This window comes from Flammeovirga yaeyamensis (genome assembly GCF_018736045.1).
In the GTDB taxonomy this organism is placed as follows: Bacteria; Bacteroidota; Bacteroidia; order Cytophagales; family Flammeovirgaceae; genus Flammeovirga; species Flammeovirga yaeyamensis.
Map to the genome: position 1 here is coordinate 1,697,459 of NZ_CP076132.1, position 12,809 is coordinate 1,710,267.

A 12,809-nucleotide genomic window follows, 5' to 3' on the forward strand; every position below is an offset into this window, starting at 1 on the left:
AATGGATGTTTAATGCGGTCTTAATAGTGAATGAATAATCATTTATAAATAAACCTATTTTAAGATGCACATTATTACCCGAGATAAAGAAGAAATTGTAAATACAATTACCCATGGGTTGGGAGTGGTATTAAGCATTGTGGCAATGGTGTTGTTACTAATAAAGGCCGATTCAACAACACAATATGTAGTGTATTCTATTTTTGGAGTAAGTATGATTTCCCTTTACTCATCTTCAACTGCTTATCATTTAATTGCCATAGAAAAAGTAAAACTGTTTTTAAGAAAATTAGATCATAGTGGAATATTCCTTTTGATTGCAGGTACCTATACACCTTTTGCATTTCTATCACTTGAACAAAGTGGGGGATTGTATATTGGAATATTTGTTTGGGTAATTGCTTTAGCTGGAATGATATACAAGTTATTCTTCAAGATAAAATATGCTTGGTTATCTAACTTAATGTATTTAGCAATGGGGTGGATTGCCGTTTTTAAACTATCCACTTTGCATGCAGAATTACAAGAAGGTTTTTGGTTTCTAATAGCAGGAGGTGTTGCTTATTCGGTGGGAGTGATATTCTATGCAATGAAAAAATTACCGTATTCACATGCTATATGGCATTTATTTGTACTCTTAGGAAGTGCATTTATGTTCTTAAGTGTGTACCTATTTACATAAAAAAAAGAAGTTGTCTGACCTTTACTGTAATGACAACTTCTTTTTTGATTTATCTTAAAGATCTGAACTGATCATTCCTTTCTTTTTATTGACCATCTCTTCATCGAGTTGATCGGGCTCTTCCATTCTAGGAGCAATATAAACTATACCATGCCAACGGTGCCCAATTTCATCATGATAAATACCTAAAGAATAGACTGAAATTTGATTTTTTCCATTAATCACTTTGTCCAATTCTTTGTAGAAAAGCCACTTAAACTTATCGTTTTTGACTCTTTTCCAATTGTCTGCATTCAGAAAAGCTTTTTCAATGTATCTAAGACTAGTTTGAATCCCTTCGATATCACCATTCTTAAAAATGATTTGCACCTTGACTAATTTGTGGTTTTCGTAGATAGGTAAAAGATAAGTGTCTTCATCAAGAAATTTGATTTTAAAATCGCCATTTACCTCTCTATTTGATTTAAGTGAATTTCTCAAATAGTTTTCTACTTCTTCACCAGTCATTCCAGTGTAAAGTTCCTTGTAGAGCTTGATTTCCTTAGTTTTATCCACTTGAGCATAAGCAATACTGGAAAGTGCAATAAGTATAATGAGTAATAGGTTTTTCATAGTCTTTCAATTTTTAGAAAAATAATAAATTGAAAGACTACCACAGATATATACTCAATATATTCTTAATCAAGTGAAAGCATTTATTGATATAATGATTAATTCAATTTGAATCCAAAAATAAGGAGATCATCAAGTTGCTTGTGATTCCCTTTCCACTCATTAAATACATTACTCAAATGTTCTCTTTGATGTTCCATACCGAAAGTATTAATCGATTCGAATTCAACTAATAAATTCTTTCTCATGAACTTTTTATTTTCTGGACCCCCAAACTGATCTTGGAAGCCATCCGAATAAATATATAAGGTATCATTTGGTTGCACAGGAATACTGTGTTTCTCAAACGTTACTTGTTTTCCTTTGTTTAAGTTACCACCCACGTGTCTATTTACTCCTTTATGTAATGTAGCTTTACCTTCTGAAACTACGACCAATGGATTCTTAGCACCGGCATATTCAATGGTATCAGCATCTGGTGGAATGACTACCACAGCAGCATCCATACCTTCTCTAGAAGTCGTATTTTGTCCTTGATGCAAAGCTTCGGCAATGTATTTATCAATTTTCATTAAAATAGCCTCTGGAGAAATTTCTCCTTCGATATTTACTACCTGATTGAAAAGTGTATTTCCCATCATCGACATAAATGCTCCAGGAATACCGTGTCCTGTACAATCTAATGCGGCAATAACCACATGCTTTTTCTTTTTACCTACCCAATAAAAATCTCCAGATACAATATCTCTTGGTTGATAAAAAACAAAGTGTTGCTTCACTAAACTAGAGATGTAATCATGGTCGGGAAGCATGGCATTTTGAATCTTAGATCCCGCATGAATACTTTCTTCGGTCTTTTTATTTTGATATTGTAAAGTGGTTAACGCATTCTGAAGTTTATCTGCTGAAGTACTGATTTCAATATTTTGTTCCGAGATTTTTAGGTTCTGTTTTTCCAACTCACGGTTTGCCTTCTTTTTATTGGTCGCTATTCTAAACTGAAAGAAACCAACGGAAGCAATAAATATAAGAAGTAAAGCCAAAGACAATGATGCCCATTTTTGTTTTTCAATAAATACTCCTTGCAGTTCATTCTTTTGTTCTAGTAATTGAATTTTCTCTTCTGCTTGCTTTTCCGTTTCTTCCAATAGATTTTTTAGATAAAATTTATCTCCTTCAAGATTATTCAATTTTGATTTCTGTTGATCCAAGTACGTTTTTAATAATATCGCTGCTTGCTCTTCATCTAATTGATTAATAGAGTCGAGAAATGAATAATGTTGCTTCAGTTCTTTTAAAGTGTTTCTAAGATGATCCAACTCCTCTTGATCCGGATTGCCAAACAAAGCCAACTCTTCTTTGACGGCTCTATTGTATTGAGATTGAGAGATTTCTCCTCTATAGTAGCGCATAGAGTTTTTATAGGATAACGCTTCCGCATAATTGGTTTTGAAATTAAACGGTTCGTCCAAACTTCTAAACTTACTACTTAGATATTGAGTGTTCAAAAACTTTTCAAGTATATCTACAGCACTAGAAAAATAAGTATAAGCCTTTGATAAGTTGTTTTCTCTCATGTATACTCTACCTAGGGTTACCTTTCCTATACCCTCAAGATAAGGTTGCTTTCTGTTTTTTGAAGCAGAAACAGCTGCTAGCATATACTTTTTAGATATTTTTCTCTGTTTGGTAGAATTGGTATAATTCGCTTTTCCCAATCCTAATTCAGACATGATATAGACCTTTTTATATTTATATTTTGTCGATATTTTTTTAGATACACTAAAATAAGAAGCGGCAGTTTTTTTATTTTCTTTCTCCAACTCCAAAAAACCGAGATTAAGCAATGAAATACATTCCATTTCATATTGCTTCGACATTTTCGAAAGCGATCGAGCGTTCTTATAAGTCTTATCTGCTAAATCATGTTCATTTTGAGTATTATAAGTCGTACCCAAATCTAAAAGTATCACTACTGTTAAAGGATCACTTTTAATTTTCTTTGCCAAAGCTAAAGCCTCTTGATGCAAAGCGATTGCCTCATCAAACGTAGAAAAGTTTCGGAAGATAATTGCCTTTGTGTTTGTTGCTTCAATGATTGCCTCTTTATCCCTTAATTTTTTAGCAATCTTAATGGCTTTATTCACAATACTAATAGGCATACTGTGCTGATGAGGTGAATTTATTTGATGCCTCAAAGCCAATTGCGAAAGTTGTGAAACTTTTGCAGGGGAGTCTTCTAATTTTTCGACTTGTTTTAAAGTAATATCTTCATTGATCTCATTTGCTAATGAAAATTGCATAAAAGCAAAGTTGAAAATGAATAGTAAAACGACGAAAGAGTAATTGATAGTTGCCAATTTTTATTTATTATTAGTAGTTAGTTATAACTAAGAGCAAAAGTATAACCAATTTTTTATTAACTGATGTCCATTTGTCGTACTCACCTCTGGGTGGAATTGAACACCATACCATGGTTTTGTTTTATGTTTCATTGCTTCATTAAAACAACTCTCTGAGTCTGCGAGCAATAAAAAATGATCAGTAATAGAAACACTCTCACAATGGTCCTCAATAAATTCAGCATCTTGTGATATTTCTTCAAATAAAGGATCAATAATTAATTGATGAATTGCTTCTTGATCTCTTTTTTCTTGAGTGAGCGTTACTTTACCTCCCTCTAATATACCAAGCATTTGATGACCAAAACAAATTCCTAATACAGGTTTATCTAATTCAAGTAAGGGAGAAAGTAATTTGATATAAGGAGCAGGATCTTCTTTGTGTAATAATATGGGAGCTCCTGATATTATTATCTTATCATGTGAATTGAAAATATCAAGAGTAACTTTTTCTAGATCAATTAGTGTATAATCAAGTCCTTCTTTACTTAATAGGTCAGCGATTTGAGGTGTTTTAGTTGATCCTGAGTTGATGATTAGATGCTTTATTTCGTTCATATGTTTATCTAGAGTTGATGACAATAGCTGTATTATCCGGTATTCAAATACTAAATTAAAAAAAAACAGTCGTAATAAAATATATTACGACTGTGCTCGATTAATTAGAGGTTGTAAATGTAGAAAAGTTAATCAATCTCTTATTAAAATTCTTTCTGTAAATCTTTTGTCAGGTAAGATTACTTCAACGAAAATAATTCCATGGTGTCCCTCGACTAAATAATGGTGAGAGTGTTCAGCATCGAATTCATCAATAAGCTGACCATGTGAATTAAAAACTCTAACCTTATAGTGGTCATAACTGTTTAAATTAATGTTTAAGTAATCTCCATTTTTAATTGGGTTAGGATATGTTGATATTATATGGTTCTTATCGTTATTCTTCACTAGAACGGGATCATAGTAGGTCTTCGTTCCATCAAAATCAATTTGTACAAGTCTGTAGTAGAATTCTCCAAATGCAGGGTTCCAAGCATCCAATATGTGGTAATCGTTTCTAACATTACTATTACCTGATCCTCGTATTCTACCCACTTCATCCCACGTAGTCTTGTCATTACTCTTTTCTATGACAAACTCATCATTATTAATTTCTGTAGCAGTTGCCCATTTAATAAAGACATCGTCTTCCACTAATTCTGCATTAAAATGAATGAGCTCTACAGGGAGATCCATACTTCCTTCATAATGTATTGTAAATGGACTAAAACTAGTAATCAGATTAGAAACAATCTCTCCAGAACTTGCACTTCCTGATGGTGTCCCTTCATGGTCATCCCACTTTATACCATCCCATCTCACCACTTTTAAATTGTCTGCCTCGGGAGTATTCGATGTTCTGCTATTCCAAGATAAGGTGACAGTTACATTAGAAGAACCAGCATCTCTGTCTAAGATCCAGTATTCATTGGCATTAATATGTTTGCTTAACGATCCGGCAAGAGCAGTAGAGTCGTACCCTGCTGCATTCGGTGAGGCGTAATAATAAGAAGCAGTAAATTGATCTGTGGTGACAGCAGGAGCTGACATTGTAATTGGACGGTAATACGTTCCGTCGCCTACAGGAAAAACAAAAGCATCGTTCCCTTTCTTGGTGACCTTACAATTGGCATGAGCAATGTCTTCTGGGTAATAAGTGCCATTGTTTATAATAGTGGCGTTGTCCTCAAGTATAATACCTATGGAACTGTTAGCAGCTTCGAAGTGACCATATTGGAAGCCTATTGAACCGGTAACGGTCAAATCATCTTGAAGAGTAACGGTGACATTGTTATAGACATATACATTATCAAACTTATTTCCTCCTGTGGTCAATTTGATTTCAGAGTTGGAGGAGCCTTCCACATATAAAGAAAAATTACTTCCTGTAACGGATCCACCACTAAAATCGGCATCATCGTATATTTCAAAGTAGTTACTATTAATTTCTTCCATCATGTTAATGATTCCACTATTCATCTTCAATGCCCCCTGAATATAAATGTCTGAAGTTCCTGTGATGTTGGAAAAATCAACTGTACCTCCGTTCATTATTAAACCATCTATAAATAGAGTTTCATTGGTGGTCCCTATATTAGGGATGAAATTACCACTGTTAAGTGTAGTCGTACTATCGATTTGTATATCTCTTTTTACATTCGGAGCAAAAATACCTTGATTGATATTTAAATAGCGTTGTACTCTTAGATCTCTACAGGAATCGGATTGAATGATGACAGAATCAGTCGCTGAGTCTGTATTGATGGTAAGATCGTAAAACCATACGTCTAAGTAACTTGTCAGTTTTGATATACCAATGGAGACTCGATCTTGATAAGAGGCAGTCATAATAAATTCGCCTCCACTAATTGTCCATGACCCCGAATTACATTTTATACTACCGCCAATGGTAATTGTACCACCCGTTATAGTAACGTGCTGTCTTCCGGGTCTTATACTCCAATAAAAATTGCCTCCAATATTTACATTACCTGAAGACATTGTAAAATAGCCTTCCGATTCATATTCTCCAGTACCCGTAAAGTGATTGGTCACATTAAGGTTCCCATCTTCGATAATAAATTCACCATAACGGTGATCCATATAAAAGTTACTACAGTTTAGCGTGCCGCCAGAAATGATTTTCAATTCGTTCTGGTTGGTGATATAAAAGTCAGCGATGGTCACTGTTTCATCTATTATTAAAGTATCAGTAGCCGAATTATCAATCACAACATCATCTGATGAAGTTGGAATAGAGGAGGGGCTCCAATTATCGGCGTCATTCCAATCGGTACTTTTAGTGCCTAACCAAGTGATAGTTGATGCTTTTGATATACTTATTGATAGTAAGCATATGAATAGCATTTGGGTAATTCTCATAGTTTGGGTGTTTAAAAAAAGCTGATGTAAACTTTTAAACATACGTGGTTTAAATTCAGTTCACATATCTATTTGTATGAGAATCTTAAAGGGTTAAATAATTCAATACTGATATTAAAACTTGAAATGTTGAAATTTATGATGGGAAAACAAAAAAAGACTGCATCAATATTATATGAAACAGTCTTAATCAATTTCTTTAATTTGAACTAAAAGCGCTCAATCTTTACATGGCAATAAGGCTTTTTCTTATTCTTGAAATAATACATTTGATGATACTCTTCAGCATCCCAGAATGTATCTGCCATGGTTACTTGAGTAACGACATTATAGCCATTATCTTTTAATTCTTTAATCAATTTCTTCGCTATAATTTTTTGATTTTCATTCTTATAGAAGATTTCAGATCTATATTGTTTTCCTACATCTGGACCTTGTCTGTCTACTTGTGTAGGATCGTGTATTTCAAAAAACAGACGAGCCAATGTTTCATAAGATACTTTTGATGGATCATAAGTCACTTTTAATGCTTCTGCATGTCCTGTATCAGTGTAACAAACTTCTTTATAGGTAGGGTTATTTTTCGCTCCGCCAGTATATCCAACACTAGTATCAATAACGCCATCTAATTCAGCAAAGAAGTACTCCACACCCCAAAAACAACCACCAGCAAAAATAGCTTCTTCTGTTGTAGCAGGCATTTCTTTTTCCTCAGGAGAGAAATTTAAAGATACAGAGTTCACACAATGTCTAACGTTTTTATCAGTTAATCTTTCCCCTTCAAAAACATGACCGAGGTGGGCATCGCAGTTTGCACAAAGAATTTCAGTACGTCTACCGTCCGCATCTACTTTTCTTTTTACTGCCCCTTCGATTTCATCATCAAAAGCAGGCCATCCACAATGAGCATCAAACTTATCTCCCGATTTATATAATGGTGCATCGCATCTTTTACAAGTATACACTCCATCTTCAAAGAAAGCATCGAATTTTCCTGTTCCCGGACGTTCTGTTCCTTTATTTACGATAACATATGTTTCAAAATCATTCAGTTTATTCCATTCTGTTGGTGATTTTTTCATATTCTGAGCATTTATCAAGGTGGATATAAATAATAGAGCAATTAGTTTGATAATCTTTTTCATAGTAATAATGTTTTGTTGATAAGCGGTTAAGCTATCGCATAGGTGTATAATTTGATATTACAAGTTTAGTAAAGTTGATATAATCAAAATGTGGTACACTTCACATTTGTTTTATTTGAGATTGATTTTAACAGTATTTTAATTGAAATACTCAATAAACTACGACTTTTTGATATTCGAAAAACTAGGGTATAAAAAAAGCCACCCATAAGGTGGCTTTAAAAATAAATATATTTTTGAAGCTTATTCAGCTGTCAATTCAACTAATTTGAAACCTTGACCGTGAACGTTCACGATTCTTAAATTATCGTCAGGTTTCAAGAACTTTCTAAGCTTTGTGATATACACGTCCATACTTCTTGAGTTGAAGTAGTTATCGTCTAACCATATTTTCTTTAAAGCTAAAGAACGGTCCATAATTTCATTCTTATGAATAGCCAATAAACGTAATAAGGCAGATTCTTTAGAAGTAAGACGTTGCTCAGCTCCGTCAACATTGTGTTTCAACATTTGTGCGTTGAAATCGAATGTAAATTGACCAATTTCGAAAATTGTTTGTTTTTCTTTCGAATCAGTTTTGCTCTTAGTTCTGCGAAGGATAGAAGTAATACGAGCTAAAAGCTCTTCCATACTAAATGGCTTAGTAATGTAATCATCCGCACCTACTTCGAAACCTCTTAATGTATCTTCTTTCATCGACTTTGCAGTCAAGAAGAAAATTGGAATATCAACATCAGATTTACGGATACGTTCAGCTAATGTGAAACCGTCCATCTTTGGCATCATCACATCAAAGATACATAAATCATGATCTCCGTCTTGATACGCTCTTAAAGCTTCTTCTCCGTCTTGCGCACGTGTAACTTCAAAATTTTTAACTTCTAAGTACTCCGTTAATAACATCCCTAAGTTAGGATCATCCTCTGCAAGTAAAATTCTCGTTTTATCCATTTTCAGATATTGGTAGTTGTATTATAAATTCACTTCCTCGGCCAAGTTCACTCTTACACTTAATCGTACCGTCGTGTGCTTGGACTATGTTTTTTACATAACTTAAACCTAAACCGAATCCTTTTACATTGTGAACATTACCTGTTGGCACTCTATAAAATTTATCGAAGATTTTCGAAATGTGTTCTTTTGGTATTCCCTGTCCGTTATCCGAAACTTTTATCTCTAGATTTTCACCTTTTATAGTGGCCATCAGATCAATTTTTGGAGCTTCCGGAGAATACTTATTCGCATTATCTAACAAGTTAAAAATAATATTAGATAAATGTAACTCATCGCCAGTAACTTTTGCGTTTTCTGCATCCCAGTTGAGGTTTAATTGACCTCCTCTGTCTTCAATTTTTATTAAAGTGTTCTCGTAGGCAGTTTTCATAATCTTCTGCATGTCTACAGGAACTTTCCTTAATTTTAAATCGCCACGTTCAATTCTGGCAATTTGAAGGACACGTTCAACTTGACGACTAAGTCGCTGATTTTCATCTTTTATAACACCTAAATACCTACCTGTTATACTAGGCATTTTTTGTACATCCGGATCCATTAAGGCTTCAGTAGCAAGAGCAACAGTGGAAATCGGTGTTTTCAGCTCGTGTGTCATATTAGATATAAAATCATTTGTTATTTCTGAAATACGTTTTTGCTCTATAATAGTTCTAGCTGCGAACACAAAAGTAAGAAGTGTTAACAAAATAAATCCTAAAGATGAAAAAAGAACAAAACGCATTTTGCTGATCAGAAATCTATTTTCTTCTGGGAATTGTAAATACAAAACGTTAGAGTCGTCGAAGATATCTTTAGGGTATAATGATATGCTGTATTTACTTTCGATGATTGTAGCATTTTTTTCTACGTTGCTACTCATTATCACCGTTTCTTTAATACCGTCTTTTTGTTTAACAGCAAAATCGTATTTGGTTTTAATGCCCCTTAATTCCATTTCCTGCTTTAATAGGGAATCTAGTGTACCAAAATTTACTCTATCTTGCAGCATGGTATTTTCTGATAATATCATTTCTGAAACTACCTGATTCACCAACTCCGTTTTTTTCATGATCAAGTCCATGGCCTTGTCTAAACGCTTCTTAGCTGTTGAGTCTGTGGTGATATTACTTAAAATACTATGTTTTTTAATGGATGAATCACCACTTATACCATATTTATTTTCCTCAAAATCAGATAATACGGTTTTTGTCGCAGTACCGGTCTTTTTAATTTCGGCCTTTTCTTGAACTTTATAGGCAATACCGTCTTCTGCTAATTTATCTGAACTGATGGTTTGGGATATCTTAATGTTCTGTTTATGTGTCCAGTAAGCTTGTTGTTTTGTAGAATCATACCTCACGACAATATCGCTGTTTGATACAGAGATATCGTCCATATAACGTTTTGTTACCGTAAGAATCTCTTGTTGTTCTAACCTTTTTACTACACTAGTAAGTGTTTCTCCGATCTCTTGTTCAAAGTGACTTTTTCTCTCGGAAATAGCTGATTTAATCCAATAATATTGTAATGCAGCAAGGCCAAACATGGCGATACACATCAAAGAAATGATGGTAATGAGTCGTCTTTTTGTCATATGATATCAGAAACTGAAATGATCAGTTTTATCAAGTTACTATTAATTAATAAAGCAAAGTAATGTTTTGAAGATAAGAATTCAATTTTTTTGATTAGTAAATACAATAATTTATGTATTACATCAAAAGGGTGTACACACTACATTGACTATTCACAAATAAAGAAAATGATTTACAATTTCTTTAGTATTTAACAAAACTTATTTTAAATGTGCTTATTAATTGCTCCTAACACTTAGCACTAACATTTGTATCTTAAATTTGTTATAAAATTAAGTGAATAATAAATGCTTTTGCAAAACTGATTTTATTTAAAATTAATGGCAATCCTTAAAAGAACTTGTTTTAAGATTTTATTGTATTAGTTAAATATTTTTCACAAGTTATTTAAATGATTGCAAATTATTGGTTTTTAGCAATTTAAATGCTAAAGTTCAACTTATTAGAATTTGTTAAGAATTAGAGTCCATTAAACACTTTAAAAGCTGTTTTCATCTTTGTATTATTGTGTAACAAACAAAACGGAGAACCAATTAATCCTCCCTTATAAGCAAAAATAGCTCAGTGGCAGAGCGTGATTATTCCAAGAATAGTTCAAGGCATGGGTTCGATTCCCAATTTTGCTCTCATAGTAGAAAGTAGCAATGAGAAATAGCGAAAAAGAAGGCTTGTTTTACGAGCCTTTTTTTTATGTCCAAAAAATAAGGTTGCTTCATTTATGGATGAAACAACTTTTAATAATTATATCAAAAAGTACTACTGTTTATAACTTTCTAACGTCTTCGTACGATCCATTAGGCGTCATTAATAGTGCTGGAATAATATCTCCAATTCTTTTGGCCGCCTCTTTAGGTTTAGGCATCACATCTGTTCCTCTCGCTTCTTTAAGACGTTGCATACTTGGGAACTTGTCGTGATCTACAACTTCACACAAATAATCTTGCATTCCAGTATCAATTAATCCTGGAGCTAAAGCGGTATAATGTGTAGAAGGGTACTCAGCAGCATATAATTTGACTAACATATTTACAGCTGCTTTAGAAATAGAATAACCTGACCATCCTTTATTTCCATTGATAGAAGCACCAGAAGAGATGACAACCACTTGGTTTACCTCAATACCCATTTCATATAAAGTATCCAGTATTATTTTGTTAGCCCAAAGGTTAATATCCATTACTTCTTTCATTTCTGAAATGGAAGCTTCAGTTATGCCTTTAATTTCTCCAAGTATTCCAGCGTTTAAAATCACAACTTGTAAGTGATCTACTCCACTAAGAAGGCTTTGAATATTTTCTTTTATCTGATCAAAATCAGAAACATCAGATAAAGTATGTGTATAGTTCTCTTGTGTATCAAGTTGTGGGGCAGCACTTCTGCTTAACCCAAATACTCGATCACCTTTTTCTAAGTAATACTCTGCAAAACCACTTCCAAGGCCTTTGCTAGTACCTGTAATAAAAATATTACTACTCATTATTTCTTTAGTTTAAGATGGATGTTTTCGTATATCATTTCTGCGTGAACTCTCGAGTTCTCGATAAACCAAGAATTTGTTTTCATTCCTCCGCAAACTACTCCTGCAAGGTAAATGCCTTCTTGATTGCTCTCGTGTGTATTGGTATTGTATTCAGGGGCTTTGATATGGTCATCTGATAAGGTAATCCCGATACGCTGTAAAAAGTCAAAATCAGGCTGATAACCTGTCATGGCCAAAACAAAGTCATTCGATAGACGAGTCAATTCCTTTGAGTTCATATCTTCTATAATAATCTCAGTAGGAGTAACCTCTTTTACCTCATGTTGGAAGAATACTTTAATACTCCCTTCTTTGATTCTGTTCTCAATATCTGGTTTTACCCAATATTTTACTCTATCGTTAATTTCCTCTTCCCTTATTATTAAAGTAACATTTGCTCCCTTTCGATACGTTTCAAGGGCTGCATCAATGGCCGAATTCGCACCACCAATAACCGCAACATCTGTAAAAGAGTAGAGGTGAGGATCGTCGTAATAATGTTTTACTTTAGGTAGATCTTCGCCTGGAACATGCATTAAGTTAGGGATATCATAAAATCCGGTAGCGATTGTGACCGTTTTCGCTAGATATTCGCCTTTTGATGTTTTTATTTTATAGACCTCTTCTTCGTTAAATGACTTATCAACATTCAATACTTTTTCAAAAAGGTGAATATTGAGATCCCAAGTGGTTTGTACTCTTCTGTAGTACTCTAGGGCTTCTCTTCTTACCGGTCTGTGATTATGGGAAACGAAAGGAGCATTACCAATTTCTAATTTTTCGGATGTCGAGAAAAAAGTCATATTCACAGGGTAGTGATACAAGGAGTTGACCAAACACCCCTTTTCTAAAATAAGGTAGGACAATCCTTTTTTTTCTGCTTCAATACCACAGGCTAATCCAATAGGACCGCCACCTACAATAATGTTGTCGTAGATCATA

10 protein-coding genes and 1 tRNA gene are annotated in these 12,809 nt (G+C 33.7%); 2 read left to right on the forward strand and 9 right to left on the reverse strand.

The window, feature by feature from the left end:
• Positions 1 to 64: 64 nt before the first annotated feature.
• Positions 65 to 682 (forward strand): PAQR family membrane homeostasis protein TrhA, encoded by a 618-nt coding sequence (gene trhA, locus KMW28_RS06570; protein ID WP_169664083.1) that lies wholly within the window; start codon positions 65 to 67, stop codon positions 680 to 682.
• Between the two features lie 54 nt (positions 683 to 736).
• Here trhA and KMW28_RS06575 read toward each other — a convergent pair whose 3' ends face one another.
• The 7 genes from KMW28_RS06575 to KMW28_RS06605 all read right to left on the reverse strand — a co-directional run bounded on the left by KMW28_RS06575 (position 737) and on the right by KMW28_RS06605 (position 10,347).
• Entirely contained in the window at positions 737 to 1,294 is a 558-nt protein-coding gene (locus tag KMW28_RS06575; RefSeq protein ID WP_169664082.1) for a hypothetical protein, read from the reverse strand.
• Positions 1,295 to 1,392: 98 nt separating this feature from the next.
• Complete coding sequence (locus KMW28_RS06580; protein WP_169664081.1) at positions 1,393 to 3,597, reverse strand: SpoIIE family protein phosphatase; 2,205 nt, start codon at positions 3,595 to 3,597, stop codon at positions 1,393 to 1,395.
• A gap of 87 nt (positions 3,598 to 3,684) precedes the next feature.
• Complete coding sequence (locus tag KMW28_RS06585) at positions 3,685 to 4,254, reverse strand: glutamine amidotransferase-related protein (RefSeq protein ID WP_169664080.1); 570 nt, start codon at positions 4,252 to 4,254, stop codon at positions 3,685 to 3,687.
• Between the two features lie 132 nt (positions 4,255 to 4,386).
• Positions 4,387 to 6,615 (reverse strand): hypothetical protein, encoded by a 2,229-nt coding sequence (locus tag KMW28_RS06590; protein WP_169664079.1) that lies wholly within the window; start codon positions 6,613 to 6,615, stop codon positions 4,387 to 4,389.
• Between the two features lie 209 nt (positions 6,616 to 6,824).
• Positions 6,825 to 7,760, reverse strand: coding sequence for a bifunctional methionine sulfoxide reductase B/A protein (locus KMW28_RS06595; protein WP_169664078.1), 936 nt, complete (start codon positions 7,758 to 7,760; stop codon positions 6,825 to 6,827).
• A 243-nt stretch (positions 7,761 to 8,003) separates the two neighbouring features.
• Positions 8,004 to 8,711, reverse strand: coding sequence for a response regulator transcription factor (locus KMW28_RS06600; RefSeq protein WP_066209041.1), 708 nt, complete (start codon positions 8,709 to 8,711; stop codon positions 8,004 to 8,006).
• A complete protein-coding gene (locus KMW28_RS06605) occupies positions 8,704 to 10,347 on the reverse strand; it encodes a sensor histidine kinase (protein WP_169664077.1) in 1,644 nt (547 codons plus the stop codon). The genes KMW28_RS06600 and KMW28_RS06605 overlap by 8 nt, the downstream gene beginning before the upstream one ends.
• A gap of 549 nt (positions 10,348 to 10,896) precedes the next feature.
• Between KMW28_RS06605 and KMW28_RS06610 the strand changes: the two genes are divergently transcribed.
• Positions 10,897 to 10,972: transfer RNA gene (locus KMW28_RS06610), tRNA-OTHER, on the forward strand.
• A 139-nt stretch (positions 10,973 to 11,111) separates the two neighbouring features.
• On the opposite strand, the gene KMW28_RS06615 is transcribed toward KMW28_RS06610, so the two are convergent.
• Together KMW28_RS06615 and KMW28_RS06620 are read right to left on the reverse strand one after the other, a co-directional pair.
• Entirely contained in the window at positions 11,112 to 11,825 is a 714-nt protein-coding gene (locus tag KMW28_RS06615; protein WP_169664076.1) for an SDR family NAD(P)-dependent oxidoreductase, read from the reverse strand.
• On the reverse strand, positions 11,825 to 12,808 hold the full coding sequence (locus tag KMW28_RS06620; protein WP_169664075.1) for a YpdA family putative bacillithiol disulfide reductase: 984 nt from the start codon (positions 12,806 to 12,808) through the stop codon (positions 11,825 to 11,827). Before KMW28_RS06620 ends, KMW28_RS06615 begins: the two co-directional genes overlap by 1 nt.
• Position 12,809: the final 1 nt, after the last annotated feature.